General features: G+C 63.8%; 8 protein-coding genes. 2 read left to right on the forward strand and 6 right to left on the reverse strand.

Features of this window, described 5'->3' with window-relative positions; genetic code table 11:
- Positions 1-415: 415 nt before the first annotated feature.
- Genes AB4Y81_RS21175 through AB4Y81_RS21185 form a run of 3 tightly spaced genes read right to left on the reverse strand, consistent with a single transcriptional unit; the run spans position 416 to position 7,951 of the window.
- Positions 416-4,069 carry a 1,4-alpha-glucan branching enzyme gene (locus tag AB4Y81_RS21175; RefSeq protein ID WP_441996906.1) on the reverse strand — a complete coding sequence of 1,218 codons (3,654 nt, stop codon included), beginning with the start codon at positions 4,067-4,069 and terminating at the stop codon, positions 416-418.
- Position 4,070: 1 nt separating this feature from the next.
- Positions 4,071-5,867 carry a maltose alpha-D-glucosyltransferase gene (gene treS, locus AB4Y81_RS21180; RefSeq protein WP_018777880.1) on the reverse strand — a complete coding sequence of 599 codons (1,797 nt, stop codon included), beginning with the start codon at positions 5,865-5,867 and terminating at the stop codon, positions 4,071-4,073.
- A complete protein-coding gene (locus AB4Y81_RS21185; RefSeq protein ID WP_318253798.1) occupies positions 5,867-7,951 on the reverse strand; it encodes an alpha-1,4-glucan--maltose-1-phosphate maltosyltransferase in 2,085 nt (694 codons plus the stop codon). Before AB4Y81_RS21185 ends, treS begins: the two co-directional genes overlap by 1 nt.
- Before the next feature lie 125 nt (positions 7,952-8,076).
- Here AB4Y81_RS21185 and glgP point away from each other — a divergent pair, with 125 nt between their 5' ends.
- Positions 8,077-10,701, forward strand: a complete 2,625-nt coding sequence (glgP, locus tag AB4Y81_RS21190; protein ID WP_179128366.1) for an alpha-glucan family phosphorylase — start codon at positions 8,077-8,079, stop codon at positions 10,699-10,701.
- A 127-nt stretch (positions 10,702-10,828) separates the two neighbouring features.
- Here glgP and AB4Y81_RS21195 read toward each other — a convergent pair whose 3' ends face one another.
- Genes AB4Y81_RS21195 through glgX form a run of 3 tightly spaced genes read right to left on the reverse strand, consistent with a single transcriptional unit; the run spans position 10,829 to position 13,854 of the window.
- Positions 10,829-11,188: a barstar family protein gene (locus tag AB4Y81_RS21195; protein WP_039239795.1), complete on the reverse strand. Its 360-nt coding sequence runs from the start codon at positions 11,186-11,188 to the stop codon at positions 10,829-10,831.
- Between the two features lie 21 nt (positions 11,189-11,209).
- Positions 11,210-11,713, reverse strand: a complete 504-nt coding sequence (locus AB4Y81_RS21200) for a ribonuclease domain-containing protein (RefSeq protein ID WP_431230163.1) — start codon at positions 11,711-11,713, stop codon at positions 11,210-11,212.
- A gap of 26 nt (positions 11,714-11,739) precedes the next feature.
- Positions 11,740-13,854 (reverse strand): glycogen debranching protein GlgX, encoded by a 2,115-nt coding sequence (gene glgX, locus AB4Y81_RS21205; protein WP_039239791.1) that lies wholly within the window; start codon positions 13,852-13,854, stop codon positions 11,740-11,742.
- Positions 13,855-13,974: 120 nt separating this feature from the next.
- Between glgX and AB4Y81_RS21210 the strand changes: the two genes are divergently transcribed.
- Positions 13,975-14,784 carry a carbon-nitrogen hydrolase family protein gene (locus AB4Y81_RS21210; protein ID WP_189076104.1) on the forward strand — a complete coding sequence of 270 codons (810 nt, stop codon included), beginning with the start codon at positions 13,975-13,977 and terminating at the stop codon, positions 14,782-14,784.
- The last annotated feature ends 448 nt before the right edge of the window (positions 14,785-15,232 follow it).

Here is a 15,232-nt window from a genome sequence, read left to right on the forward strand (position 1 = left end):
AGCAGCAACCTGGCAAAATTTCAACCAATCAATAAAACAATCGGTATCAACAAACTTGGCACACTATTGAGTTCTCAAACAACAGACACAACCGGCACCACCCACACCCCACAGGGTCCAGGATCGCTCCGGAGCAACTTTCCAAACTTACCGGCTGCTTCCCTCCGAGTCAAATCGGCAAGCTTGACTTGATTTTTCCTTGCGGTTTCTTGTCAGCTTGCGATCTCAACTCGTGGAGCAGCGCGGGTATTAACTATACACACACTCTGCCGGGTTGGCAAAGCCCTTATCCGATGGACTCCCTGGGCCCACGAAAGCAGGCAACGCTCCCCCGCCGCAGTGAGGGAGCGTTGCCTGGAAACACCGGTTTATGTGAGCGGGCGTCGGGCCCAATCACGCGGGAACTGGAGGAGCGTTACTCAGCCGGCGTGAACCAGGATGCTCCGAGCGGCGGCAGCGTGACGGACAGCGCCGCCGGCTGCCCGTCCGTGCCGGGGGCAGTGGCCTTCAGCGAACCGGCGTTCACCACACCTGACCCGCCATATGCTTCGGCATCGGTGTTCAGGACTTCGGTCCACTCCCCCGCCAGCGGAACACCCAGGATGTATTCCTGGTGCGGACCGCCGGAGAAGTTCACCGCGCAGACCAGCGGCTTGCCGTTGTTGCCCCAGCGGATGAAGGTGAGGACGTTATGGTCCGCGTCGCCACCGTTGATCCACTGGAACCCGCCGGCCTCGTTGTCCTTCTCGTAGAGCGCAGGCGTGGCGGCGTACACCTCGTTGAGGTCCTTGACCAGGAGCTGCAGGCCGCGGTGGGCCGGAATGTCCGAGAGGAACCAGTCCAGTCCGTACTGCTCGGACCACTCCGCTTCCTGGCCGAACTCAGTACCCATGAAGATGAGCTGCTTGCCGGGGTGCGACCACTGGTATGCGAAGAAGGCACGAAGGTTGGCCAGTTGCTGCCAGCGGTCGCCCGGCATCTTGCGCAGCATGGAGCCCTTCCCATGGACCACTTCGTCATGGCTGATGGGCAGGAGGAAGTTCTCCGTGAACGCATAAACCAGCGAGAAGGTGATGGTGCCGTGGTGCCACTTGTGGTTGATGGGGTCTTCGGAGATGTACTTCAGGGAGTCGTGCATCCAGCCCATGTTCCACTTCAGGCCAAAGCCCAGACCGCCGTGGTTGGTGGGTGCCGTAACGCCGGGGAATGCGGTGGACTCCTCGGCAATGACGATAGCGCCGGGGTGTGACTTGTAGACCGTCGCGTTGACTTCCTGCATGAAGGAGATGGCTTCCAGGTTCTCCCTGCCGCCGAACTTGTTCGGGCGCCACTGACCCTCCTCGCGGGAGTAGTCGAGGTAGATCATGGAGGCCACGGCGTCCACGCGCAAGCCGTCAATGTGGAACTCCTCGAGCCAATACAGCGCGTTGGCCACCAGGAAGTTCCGGACCTCGCTGCGGCCGAAGTCGAAAATCAGCGTGCCCCAGTCCGGGTGTTCGCCCAGCGCCGGATCGGAGTGCTCGTACAACGGCTGGCCGTCGAACTGGGCCAGGGCCCAGGAATCCTTGGGGAAGTGGGCAGGGACCCAGTCCAGAAGGACGCCGATACCGGCCTGATGGAGCGAGTCCACCAGGAACCGGAACTCATCCGGATGCCCGAAGCGTGAGGTCGGGGCAAAGTATGACGTCACTTGGTAACCCCATGAGCCGCCGAACGGGTGCTCGGCGACGGGCATGAATTCAACGTGGGTGAAGCCAAGCCACTTCACGTACTCGACGAGTTCCTTGGCAAGTTCCTTGTAGCCCAGGCCCAACCGCCAGGAGCCCAGGTGGACTTCGTAGACGCTCATGGGCGAGTTGTGCGGATCCCGCTTGGCCCGGGCAGCCATCCAGTCCGCGTCCTTGAAGCGGTAGCTGGCGTCCACTACCCGCGATGCCGTGAGCGGAGGGACCTCGGTCCCGAAGGCCAGCGGGTCGGCTTTCTCGATCCACTGACCCGCCTTGGTCAGGATCTCGTATTTGTAGCACGCCCCTGCTACAACACCTGGAATGAAGAGCTCCCAGACGCCCGAGGACCCCAGCGAGCGCATTCCGTGCGAGCGTCCGTCCCAACCGTTGAAGTCACCCTTCACGCGGACAGCCTGAGCATTCGGCGCCCACACAGCGAAGGAAACACCATCCACGTCGCTCAAGGCGGACCGGTAGTGCTGGACGTGCGCACCCAGGACATCCCAGAGCCGTTCGTGGCGGCCTTCGCCGATCAGGTGCAGGTCAACCTCACCCACAGTGGGCAGGTAGTGGTAGGGGTCATCGATGGTGACGGGTTCGACGTCGTACACCACTTCCAAACGGTAGTCCGGCACATGCCCGGCCTGCAGCGGTTCCAGGACCGCAGTCCATACTCCGTGCGACTCGTGTTCCATGGGGGTGCGGCCGGTCTCCGTCACCACGGTGACGGACTTGGCCAGGTGCTTCACTGTCCTGATGGTCACGTGGCCGTGGTCATCGAGGTGGGCGCCAAGGACCGAATGCGGCGCGTGGTAAGCGCCGGCCGCCACGCGTTCCAAGGTCTCGGAGTCCACATGCAAGGGAACTCGGGGCCGTTCGGTACGTGCTGAGCCAGTCATGTCATTACCTTCCGCTGTTGCTGCCGCATGCTTGCCGCGGCTTGTGTTGTCGAGGATCCGTCGGGATGCGTTCACCGGTATCGACAACCAGTCGGGCCGGTTACGCAGCTCGTACACCACCTCGTATAAGGCCTTGTCCAGCCACAATGCCACAAAGAGCGGCGACTGGAGGTCAATGGTTCCCGGGGTGACTTCGCTGTACCCCTCAAGGAAAGCGGCAGCACAGTCATCCACCCAGGTCTCCGGTACCTGCGCGTCAGGATTCTCCCTGGTCGCGGCACCGGCGGCGTAGTCGAACGAGCGCAACATGCCGGTGACATCGCGGAGCGGAAGATCAGGGGTGTTCCGCTCGTCGATCGTCCGCAGCGGCTCGCCCTCAAAGTCCAGGATCGCCCAGCGGCCCGGTTGCGCCCCGTTTCCGGCAACCCGCAGGATCTGGCCCAGGTGGAGATCACCGTGGACGCGCTGCAGCTGTCCCACGGCCCGGGGCTCCAGGGCCGCCAGCAGTTCTTCAACGTTTGCGTCATAGGGCCCGACGGCGGACGCCGCCTCAGCCCACGACTGCCGGACCCGCCGGGCAACAGCGGCGATGATGTCCGGGCCCTGTTCCTGGCCGTCATGGGTGCCGAAGGTTTCCGCCAGCCTGGCGTGAACCGTGGCGGTGGCGTTGCCGAGTCCCCGCGCTTCAGCGGTGAAGTCGTTGCCGGCCGCGGCGGCATCAACAGCCAGACGCCAGGCGTCCAGGCCGCCGAGCAGGAATTCGTGCGCGACTGTCAGCTCACCTGTGGCCACTGCACCGTCTTTCGACGCCGGTTCATTCCACGAGCCCGTGATCCAGCCCAGCGTCGCGGGAACCTCGCTGGTCCCTGCAGCGGTCAGCGCCGCACCCAGCTCAACCTCGGGATTCCGGCCGGGCGAAAGCACCCGGAAGATCTTGACGATCGCCGCCGAGTCGCCGTCGTCGATTATGACGGACGTGTTGGACTGTTCGCCGGAAAGGACCCGCACGGACACCGGGTTTTCCGGGAGCGGGACGCGGCCACGGGTGAGGTGGCCGCGGGCTGAACCAACATTCCCTTCGCTGCGCATGAGCTGCAGCCACGCCGTGACGAATTCGGAGTCGTAGACGGCGTCGTACACCAAACGAAGGCCCAGTTCCGGATCCGTGTACTCGCCCAAAAGCGCCGAAGGCGCATCCACAAGCGGTTGGCTGTGGAAGCTCAACGGCACCTGGACCACATCGGTCCGGGGACCGCCGTCGGCCGTCCGGTGGGTGACGGCCAGCACCAGGACCTCCAACACAGCGTCGCCGCTGCCCTGAAGTCTGAAGCCGCCCACCTGCTCCAACGCGAAGTCGGGGCTCTTGACCGGGAACCAGCGTTTGCCGGGAAGCCAGGTCCGCAGAAGTCCTTCAATGGAGGGGTTCAAGTTTTCCTTGTTCATCTCATCCTTTGGAGGTCACCACTGGAATCGCCTGGGTAAAAGGCGACGAGGGATTCGAAAATGCCGAGCGTACCCGCAGCCAGTAGAAGCTGTGGCTGCCCAGCATCACGGTCAGGTGACCGTTGTCACCGACGGCCGGGAAAGGCTGGCCGCCAAAAATATCGCGCAAGCCGCGGCCTGCGAACTCGGGAATATCCAACGTTGCCGCGACCGGGTGCTGCGAGAGGTTGAAGACACAGAGAATGGTTTCCGCGTCTTCCCCTTCCGGGTTTCCTGCAGGAAGCTCACGTACGTAGGCCAACACCACCTCGTGGTCGGCCTCGATGTGCCGGAAACCGCCCAAGCCGAATACCGGGTGGTTCTTCCGGACACTAAGGATCTGCCGGGTCCACCGGAGCAGGGAGCCTGAGTGTGCGGCTTCGGCCTCGACGTTGGCCATGCTGTAGTTGTAGACCAGCGACTGGATTACCGGAAGATACAGCTTGCCCGGGTCCGCCGAGGAGAACCCGGCGTTGCGGTCCGGGTTCCACTGCATGGGGGTGCGGACGGCATCGCGGTCATCAAGCCAGATGTTGTCGCCCATGCCGATTTCGTCCCCGTAGTACAGGAACGGGCTGCCGGGCAGGGACAGCAGCAGCGCATTGATGAGCTCGATCTCGGAGCGGGAGTTGTCCAGGAGCGGTGCCAGACGGCGGCGGATACCGATGTTGGCCCGCATGCGTGGATCCGGCGCGTACCAGCCAAGCATGGCCGCACGCTCCTCCGCAGGCACCATCTCCAGAGTCAGCTCGTCGTGGTTACGCAGGAAAGTACCCCACTGCGCACCCCGCGGGATTTCCGGCGTATCGCGCAGCGTGTCAATGATCGGCGCGGCTTTCTGGTCACGGAGTGCGTAGTACAGCCTGGGCATGATCGGGAAGTGGAAGGCCATGTGGCATTCGGGCGCTTCTTCTGTCCCGAAATACTCCACCACTTCGTGCGGAGGCTGGTTGGCCTCCGCAATAATCACCCTGCCCGGATAGTTCGCATCCACCATCCGGCGCAGGTCCTGCAGGAAGGTGTGGGTCGCCGGCAGGTTCTCGCAATTAGTGCCCTCCTCTTCGAAGAGGTACGGAATGGCGTCAGCCCGGAAGCCGTCGATGCCCTGGTCCAGCCAGAACCTGATGACGTCGTAGAGAGCCTCGATGACCTTTGGGTTTTCGAAGTTCAGGTCCGGCTGGTGGCTGAAGAACCGGTGCCAAAAGAACTGCCGACGGATGGGATCGAAGGTCCAGTTCGATTCCTCCGTGTCAACAAAGATGATGCGGGCGTCCTGGTACTTCTCGTCCGTGTCGCTCCAGACATAGAAATCACCGTAGGGACCGGTGGGATCCTTGCGGGACTCCTGGAACCAGGGGTGCTGGTCAGACGTGTGGTTCAGCGGAAGGTCGATGATCACCCGGACGCCACGGGCGTGGGCCTCGGCCACCAGCCGTTTGAAGTCGCTGATGGTACCGAATTCGTCCAGCACCGAGGTGTAGTCCGCGATATCGTAGCCGCCATCGCGCAACGGGGAATGGAAGAACGGCGGCAGCCAGAGGCAGTCAACGCCCAGCCACTGGAGGTAGTCCAGTTTGTCGATCAGGCCTTGGAAGTCGCCGGAACCATCCCCGTTGGCATCCGCAAAAGCCCGCACCAGTACCTCGTAGAAGACTGCCTTCCGGTACCAGAGCGGATCATGCTGGAGGCCGGGGGCGTTCAACTCGAAGGTGTTCTTCGGGGTGAAGTACTGGCTGGGATTCTGCGGAGAAAAACTCACTAAGGCTGCCTCCGGATGCTCAGGACGTGTGCCGGTTCAACGTGGGCATCGAGGCGGACATAGTTGTGCTCGCCCCACCACCAGCTCTGGCCGCTGATGAGGTCGTCAACACGGAAGAGCCCGTCTTCGTTGAGATCGGCCGGGTCAAGGTCCAAGGCCGCCAGATCCAGTGAAACGGTGCTTTCACGGGCACTGTGCGGATCCACGTTGACCACCATGATCAAGGTGTCCTTGGTACCGTCAGCCAACGTCTTGTGCTTGGAGTAGACGATCGTGGCGTCATCGGTGCTGCGGTGGATGGTCAGGTTCTGCAGATCCCCCAGCGCCAAGTGGTCCTTGCGGATGGTGTTCAGGCGTGTGATGTACGGGGCCAGCGTCCGGCCGGATTCGGCGGCACCGTCCCAGTCCCGGGCTTTGTACTCGTACTTCTCGTTGTCGATGTACTCTTCCGCGCCGGGGCGGGCCACGTGTTCGTACAGCTCGTAGCCGGCGTAGACGCCCCACAGCGGGCTGGCCGTCGCTGCAAGGACGGCCCGGATGCGGAAGGCCGCGGGTCCGCCGTACTGCAGGTACTCGGTAAGGATGTCCGGGGTGTTGACGAAGAAGTTCGGACGGAAGTATGCCGGGCTCACGTGGCTGACTTCGTGGAAGTACTCCTCCAGCTCGGTCTTGGTGTTCCGCCAGGTGAAGTACGTGTAGGACTGCTGGAATCCGGCCCTGCCCAAGGCATGCATCATGGGCGGGCGTGTGAAGGCCTCTGCAAGGAATACGACTTCGGGGTTCTTCTTATTGATCTTGCCGATCAGCCATTCCCAGAACCACACCGGCTTGGTGTGCGGGTTGTCCACGCGGAAAATCTTGACCCCGTGACTGATCCACAACTGCACGATGCGCAGGATCTCCTTGGAGAGGCCCGCGGGGTCGTTGTCGAAGTTCAGGGGGTAGATGTCCTGGTACTTCTTTGGCGGGTTCTCGGCGTAGGCGATCGAGCCGTCCACGCGGGTGGTGAACCATTCCGGGTTTGACGTGACCCAGGGGTGGTCCGGAGCTGCCTGCAACGCCAAATCCAGGGCCACTTCCAGGCCAAGCTCATTGGCCCGGGCCACGAAAGCGTCAAAGTCCTCGAAGGTTCCGAGCTCCGGGTGGATCGCGTCGTGTCCGCCGTCCTTGGAACCAATCGCCCATGGCGAACCGGGATCCTGCGGCCCCGGAGTCAAGGTGTTGTTACGGCCCTTGCGGTGCTGGACACCGATCGGGTGGATGGGCGGCAGGTAGATGACGTCGAAGCCCATGTCCGCGACGGCGTCGAGCCTCTTGGCCGCCGTGCGGAAGTTGCCGGACGTCCACACCCCGGTGGAGTGGTCCAGGACGGCGCCTTCAGAACGCGGGAAGAACTCGTACCAGGAACCACGCCCCGCCAGGTCGCGCTCCACTTGAAGCGGAAAGCGCTCCGAAACGGTCACCAGCTCGCGGATGGGAAGACGCCCGACGGCGGCCAGCACCTCAGGGCTGAAGCCGGCGCCAAGGCGCTCCTCGGCTGTCTTGGTGGTATCGGAAAGCACGACGGAAGCGGCACGCAGGGTGCGCTTTTCAGCGCCGGTGCGACCGGCGTCGTCGGCTGCTCCCGCGAGGAGGGCTGCGCCTTCGGCGAGCATCAACTCAACGTCAATGCCCGCGGCGACCTTCACCTCGGCATTGTGGTGCCAGGTGCCGTAGCGGTCATGCCATGCCTCAATGACGAAGGACCAGGCGCCGGTGCCGCTGGGGGTGATCAGGCCCTCCCAGCGGTCCAGGCCCTTCCACTGCTCGCCTTGGGCCGGGTGCAGTCGCACGCGCTGGCGCTCCCTGCCCCGGGGATCGAGAAGCACGGCGGAGACGCCCAGCTGGTCATGCCCCTCTCGGAAGACGGTGGCTCCGACCACCAGATCCTCGCCAGGCAACGCTTTCGCGGGGAAACGGCCACCCTCAACCACCGGCTGCACGGCAGTGATGGGGAACCGCCCGAAGCGAAGGCCGGCGGTGATGTCCGAGGTCGTCTTGGAATTCAGAACGGTGGTGGTTCGCGCAGTTTTCGTCACAACCATGACGTTAGCGACAAAAATCACAGAATGCTAAGCAAACGAGGTTTCTCCTTGACGCAAGATGACTTTTACCTAAAAGAAACCCAATGCAGTTCCGACTGCCATGGGAGTCCGTTAGTGTGGCGCTCGTGAAGGCTATTCGAAGGTTTACAGTCCGTACCGTCCTCCCCGAGCCCATCCGGCCGCTGGCCCGATTGGCGACCAATTTGCGCTGGTCCTGGCACCGGCCAACAAGGGAACTTTTCGCGAGCCTTAACCCGGCTCTTTGGGAGGCCTCGCAGCACGACCCCATCGCTCTCCTGGGATCAATCAGCCGCGAGCAGCTACAGGATCTGGCCAACAACGGCGAGGTAGTGGACCGCGTACAGCACGCCGCAGCCGACCTGGACCGCTACCTCAGCGAACCGCGCTGGTACCAGGGCCTCGGCGAAGATGCACCGGCCTGCATCGCCTACTTCTCCCCCGAATTCGGCATCACCGAAGTTCTCCCGCAGTACTCCGGCGGCCTCGGCATCCTCGCCGGCGACCATCTCAAAGCCGCCTCCGACCTCGGTGTGCCCCTGATCGGCGTCGGGCTCCTCTACCAGGCCGGCTACTTCAAGCAGTCACTGTCCCGCGATGCATGGCAGCAGGAAACCTACCCCGTGCTGGACCCCGACGGTCTCCCCCTGACCCTGCTCCGCCACCCGGCCAAGGACGGCGCCCAAGGCAAGCCGGTGCAGATCTCCCTCCCGCTGCCCAACGGCCGCGAGCTGCACGCGCACGTGTGGCGTGCCGACGTCGGACGCGTTCCGCTGCTGCTGCTGGACTCCAACGTCCCGTCGAACGATGAAGCCGCCCGCGGCATCACCGACCGCCTCTACGGCGGCGGCGGCGACCACCGCCTGCAGCAGGAACTCCTGCTGGGCATGGGCGGGGTCAAGGCCCTGCGCGTCTACCAGGCACTCACCGGCACGCCCGCGCCCGAGGTCTTCCACACCAACGAGGGACACGCCGGTTTCCTGGGGATCGAACGCATCCAGGAAGCCATGTCCGACCCCAACGAGCCCCTCACCTGGGACGAGGCCCTTGCTGCCGGCCGTGCGTCCACCGTTTTCACGACGCACACGCCGGTGCCGGCCGGGATCGACCGTTTTGAGTCCCTCCAGATCAAGCACTTCTTCGACGCCGGACTGGCACCTGCCGTCCCCACCGAACGCATCCTGGAACTCGGCCGCGAAAACTACGACGGCGGCAACCCCTCCGTGTTCAACATGGCCGTGATGGGCCTGCGCCTGGCGCAGCGCGCCAACGGTGTGGCAAAGCTCCACGGCGTGGTCTCCCGCGAAATGTTCTCCGGTCTGTGGCCGGGATTCGACCATTCCGAAATTCCCATCACCTCCGTGACCAACGGCGTCCACGTTCCCACCTGGGTGGACCCGCGGATCTCCTCCCTGGCCCGGCACCAGTTCGGCGCCGAAGCTGAGGCGATGGGACGCTGGGACCTGGCCTACAACGTCAGCGACGAAGACGTCTGGAGCCTCCGGCGCGAACTGCGGGCACAGCTCATCGAGGACGTCCGACGCCGGCTCCGGGCTTCGTGGAAAAAGCGCGGCGCCGCCGATGCCGAGCTCGGTTGGACGGACTCCGTCCTGGATCCGGACGTACTCACCATTGGCTTCGCACGCCGGGTACCCACGTACAAGAGGCTCACCCTCATGCTGCGCGACCCCGCCCGGTTGAAGGCCCTGCTGCTGGATCCGAAGCATCCCATCCAGCTGGTCATCGCCGGCAAGTCACACCCTGCCGACGACGCCGGCAAGAAGATGATCCAGGACCTGGTCCGCTTCACCGACGACCCCGAGGTCCGGCACCGGATCGTGTTCCTGCCGAACTACGACATCGCCATGGCACGCACCCTGTTCCCCGGCTGCGACGTCTGGCTCAACAACCCGCTGCGCCCGCTCGAAGCCTGCGGCACGTCCGGCATGAAGGCCGCCATCAACGGCTCCCTCAACCTCTCCGTCCTGGACGGCTGGTGGGATGAAATGTACGACGGCGAAAACGGCTGGGCCATCCCGACGGCCAACAACGGCGCATCCGCCGACGAACGCGACGACATCGAGGCCTCGGCACTGTACGAGCTCCTGGAAACCCAAGTGGCACCACGCTTCTACGGCACCACCGTCGCCCAGGGCGCCGGAGCAGCAGGCCCGTCCGAGTCCAGCCAGGAAACCGTGCCGACCCACTGGGTGTCCATGATCAAGCACACCCTCGCCAACCTCGGCCCGGCCGTCTCCGCCGAGCGGATGCTGCACGACTACGTCAACAACCTCTACTGCCCCGCCGCCGTCTCCGGACGCCGKGCGGTTGCGGAATCATTCAAGGAAGCCAAGGAGCTCGCAGCCTGGACGTCCAAGGTGCGCAGTGCATGGCCCGAGGTCGTAGTGGAACACGTGGACTCCGTCGGTGTTTCCGAGGAACCCCAGGTCGGCGACAGCCTCCAGGTCAACGCCTACGTCGCCCTGAACAACCTCACTCCGGACGACGTCTCCGTGGAAGTGGCCTTCGGCCGCGCCGAGGAATCCGACGAACTCGAAGACATCGTAGTGGCGGAACTGGACTCCGTAGAGGACCTCGGCAACGGGCGGCACCTCTTCAACGGCTCGCTGGTCATCAACCGTTCGGGCTCGTTCGGCTACACCGTCCGCGTGTTCCCGAAGCACAGCGCGCTTGCATCCAAAGCTGAACTGGGGCTGATCGCGAACGCCTAAGCGCAATGACGTCGGTGACCCGCTGGGCAACACTGATCCGCTGCGCGCTGCTCCTTCGTCGCTTTGACGAGCGCTGCCGGACCGCTGTTGCCCAGTGGGGCCCGCAGGACCCGGGCGGGTTCGCGGGTTAGTTTTCGAACACCGCAATGACTGCCAGGTCGCGGCCGGCGTAGCGCTCTGCGTCTTGCAGGATCTCGCAGACGACACCGAAGGAGCGATCCGTGCGGTATGCCGCGGGGACCTGCCAGATCATCGTGACGGGGCTGCCGTCGTCCTCGGAGAGGGCGTCCGCGTAGTCGTGGAGGGAATCGTTCAGGGCGTCCAGATTCACGCCGTAGTACTCGGGGAAATCCAGGACCTGGCCGAAGACCTCAAGGACTGTCTGCTTGGTGGTTGCCGGTGGGACCAGTACTGTCCTGCGGCCTGCGTCGGATACCTGCTCCTGCAGTTCCTCCATGGTCCAGGTGTCGGCTGAGTAGATCTTCATGGGCTCCTCTGTTGTCTTCGACTATTTGTCCTCGACGATGAACTTGAACGACTCGTAATGATCCGGCGTGTAGTACTTCGCAGCGTCCTTGCCAACAATGATCCGCCGTGCGCCGCGATCCGACTCTCCCGGGGTGGGCACGGTGTACTCCTTGTAAAAGCCGCCGGACTTCTTGGGCAGCAGGCCCTCGAAGTTGCCGAAGTTCACGCCGTCCCGGTCGTAGGGATACGGGCCGCCTTTGGCGATGAGGGCCAGGGTTTGGCGGGCTTCCTTCGGCAGTTGGGAGGCATTGATCGACGGCAGGCCCGACGGGTTCTCCACAGCTGCCGCCGCCGTCGTCCGGCTTGGCACGGCGGCGGGTGAGGTCGGCACCAAGCCTGCGGACGGCGTCGTGGTTTGGACGCCGGCCCCTGGTGTGGAAGAGGGCGCCGTCAGCGCGCCTCCACCCACCATCGCGACCACCAGCACGACGACGGCGATCACCAAACCCGCGAATGCCACGAGTTTGCTGCGGCTGCGGTTCATGCGGAGTTCTCCTGTGTGGTTGGTGCCTACGTGCGGTAAATGTTGATCGTATTGGCTTGCAGGATATCCCGCTCCCCGGAGGCAACCAACGCGCCCTTCCGGCGGTCGTGCAGCACCGACGTGGTGAACCGGAGTTCGAACATGCGCTTGCCGATCCCTGTTTCACTCAGGATCTCCGGAAGCACCATCTTCACGTCCTGGTTGCTGCCGTTCACGACGATCAGGCCACGGATTTCGCTGTCCTCGTGACCCATCAACAGCTGGACCGCACGAACGCCCGGATCGTTCCAGCGTGCCGGTGTCATCCGCTTGCCCTTGTCATCAAACCACTGAAGGCTTGAATTGTTGGCCTGGCCCGGAAAGCTCTCGGGCTGGTGCCGAAGGAACCAGCGGCGGAGCCTGACAAGCTCCCGGGTGGTCCGGAACATGGCGTTGGCTTCCTGTGTGCGGCTCCAGTCAAGCCATGCCGTCGGGTTGTCCTGGCAGTAGGCATTGTTGTTGCCCTGCTGGGTGCGGCCGAGTTCGTCGCCGGCAGTGATCATGGGCACGCCGATTGAAATCAGCAGCGTGGCCATCAAATTCCGGATGGACAACGCCCGCGCCGCCACAATGGCCTCGTTCTCGCTGCGGCCTTCCACACCGTGGTTGTAGCTGCGGTTGTCGCCGTGACCATCACGGTTCTGCTCGCCGTTGGCCTCATTGTGCTTGCGGTCGTAACTGACAAGGTCTTTGAGGGTGAAGCCGTCGTGGGCCGTGATGAAGTTCACCGACGCCAGCCGGGTGCGGCCAGAGGACGCAAAGAGGTTCGCGGAACCGGCCATCAGCTCAGCCAACGACGCCACCGACCCTCCTTGGCCACCGGCTTCGATGGCCGCGCGGTCCGAAAGCCAGAAGCTGCGGACGCCATCCCGGAAATGGTCATTCCAGTCCGACCATCCCTGCGGGAACCGGCCCGTCTGCCAGCCGCCGTAGCCCACGTCCCAGGGCTCGGAGATGAGTTTGACTGCCGACAACACCGGATCCTCGGCGATGGCCTGCAGGAAGGGGTGCTGGGGATCGAAGGTGTTTCCGGCGTCACGGCACAAGGTCACGGCGAGGTCGAAGCGGAATCCGTCCACGTGGAACTCGTTGACCCAGTAACGCAACGAGTCCAGCGCGAGGTCCACCACTACGGGGTCGCTGAAATCCAAGGTGTTGCCGCAGCCAGTGGTGTCCAGGTAACGGCCATGCGCGTCATGACGGTAGTAGCGTTTCTCCCCGAGTCCCCGGAAGCTCAGCGCCGGCCCGTCAGGACCGGCCTCGGCAGTGTGGTTATAGACCACGTCCAGGATGACTTCGATCCCGGCCGCGTGCAGGAGCTTGACCATGCCCTTGAGTTCGTCCTGCACAGCGTGGGGACCTGCGTTGCGGGCAGCTTCCGTGGCGTAGTCCGAATGCGGGGCGAAAAAGGCCGCGGTGTTGTAACCCCAGTAATTGGTCATGCCGAGGTCCTGGAGGTGCGATTCATCCAAGTGGAAATGGATGGGCAGCAGCTGCACGGCGGTAATGCCCAGCTCGGTGAGGTGCTGGATCATCACAGGGTGCGCCATCCCGGCATACGTGCCGCGGAGGTGCTCGGGAATTTCCGGGTGAAGCATCGTCTGGCCGCGGACGTGGGCCTCATAAATGACCGAAGTCCGCATGGGGGTCCGGGGCGGTTTGTCCTCACCCCAGTCAAAGCCGGTGTCCACGTGGACACTCGTCAGGAACTCGCCATGCTGATCCACGGCGCGACCGTAGGGATCGAGCAGGAGCCTCTGTCCGCCGTCGTCATCCGGGTCCAGCGCCGGAACCGACATGGGCAGCACGTCTTCCAAGGGCGCCGCGCGGAAACCATAGCGCGTGCCCGGAGGGAAGCCGCCCACCAGCCCGAAATGCACGTCGTCTTCGATGTTGGGAAGTATCCGGGCGCGCCACGGTTCGCCCGGCGCTTGGAACACGATCTCCACCCGTTCCAGGTCCGGTGCGAAGACTGCGACGTTTACTTCCTGGTTTTGCGTTCTCTCCGCATCCGTAAGACCGGGCTGGGGCGTGCTCAGTCCGAGGGGTCGTGGCCGCGACGCGTCGACGGCAGCTGCTGTGTCAAAGATAGGCATAACCATTGAAGGCAAGTTTAGTTCCACGCCCGGTATGTGCAGTGCCCGCAGCCCATATGACGACGTTCGAGGCAGCGATTTTGTGTTCCTTGGCATACTGGGAGGCAGAGAAGTGGAGGTTCTATCGTGCGCGTGGCACTCGCCCAAGTCATCTCAGGCCGCGACCTGGCCGAAAACCTGCGTCTCTTGGAGGAGTACGCGCGACGGGCCAAGGATGGTGGGGCCGGCCTGGTGGTCTTCCCCGAGGCGATGATGCGCGCGTTCGGCAATTCACTGTTGGACATCGCGGAACCGCTGGACGGTCCCTGGGCAGGCCGTGTCCGTGCCATCGCCGAGGAACTGCAGCTGGTCATCGTGGCGGGCATGTTCACGCCCGGCGCTGCTGCGGAGTCCGGGGCTCCGCGTGTGCGCAACACCCTTCTTGCCACCGGGCCCGGCGTCGACGCCAGCTACGACAAGATCCACCTTTTCGATGCGTTCGGCTTCGCTGAATCGGACACCGTTGAGGCCGGTACAGAACCCGTGACGTTCGACGCCGGCGGCCTCACCTTTGGTTTGGCCACCTGCTACGACATCCGTTTCCCCGCCCTGTTCACTGCCAACGCCCAGCGCGGTGCCGTGGTGAACATCGTTTCGGCGTCCTGGGGAGCTGGTCCGGGGAAGGCCGATCAGTGGCAGCTCCTGGCACGTGCCCGCGCAGTGGACACCACTACGTTCGTCCTCGCCTGCGGCCAGGGTGATCCAGCCACTCAGGGAATTGAAGCCAAGGGTGCCGCCCCCACGGGAGTCGGGTACTCCGCCGTCGTGTCCCCCTTCGGCCAGGTTCTGGAAGCCCTCGAAGGTGAGCCGGGCCTGATCTTCGCCGACCTCGATGCCGCAGTCGTGGACGACGCCCGGCAGAAGCTCCCCGTCCTGGCCAACCGCCGCGACTTCTGACCCTCGCTCACATCCCTAAGGCTTCCCGCCGACCCTCCCTCACATCCGCCGTGCTTCACATCGACACTCACTCACATCCCCCGTGCTTCACATCGACGCTCACTCACATCCCTAAGGCTTCCCGCCAACCCTCCCTCAACTTTTGGCTGTGGGGCCAATGCTGCCTTTGGTCTATTCGCGGTCAGGAATCGAACCGCTAAAAGGCAGGACGCCAGGCGGTCTACGTCCGCGCGATTGGCGCTCAGGCGGGTGGACAAACCGAGGCCGCTGTCGCCGTCGTGATTCCAGAGCGGCCTAAAGGGTGAGAACGTGAGCAAGCATCAGGCTCAAGCACGCGGAACGTGAGCAAGCATCAGGCTCAAGCACGCGGAACGTGAGCAAGCATCAGGCTCAAGCACGCGGAACGTGAGCAAGCATCAGGCTCAAGCACGCGGAACGTGAGCAAGCA

The organism is Paenarthrobacter sp. TAF1 (assembly GCF_052113825.1).
In the GTDB taxonomy this organism is placed as follows: Bacteria; Actinomycetota; Actinomycetes; order Actinomycetales; family Micrococcaceae; genus Arthrobacter; species Arthrobacter nicotinovorans.

What these genes read in the sequence shown, in the direction of transcription:
- glgX (WP_039239791.1), bottom strand. Translation starts at nt 13,854, where the DNA reads ATGGTTATGCCTATCTTTGACACAGCAGCTGCCGTCGACGCGTCGCGG.
- AB4Y81_RS21185 (WP_318253798.1), bottom strand. Translation starts at nt 7,951, where the DNA reads ATGGTTGTGACGAAAACTGCGCGAACCACCACCGTTCTGAATTCCAAG.
- AB4Y81_RS21200 (WP_431230163.1), bottom strand. Translation starts at nt 11,713, where the DNA reads ATGAACCGCAGCCGCAGCAAACTCGTGGCATTCGCGGGTTTGGTGATC.
- AB4Y81_RS21195 (WP_039239795.1), bottom strand. Translation starts at nt 11,188, where the DNA reads ATGAAGATCTACTCAGCCGACACCTGGACCATGGAGGAACTGCAGGAG.
- AB4Y81_RS21175 (WP_441996906.1), bottom strand. Translation starts at nt 4,069, where the DNA reads ATGAACAAGGAAAACTTGAACCCCTCCATTGAAGGACTTCTGCGGACC.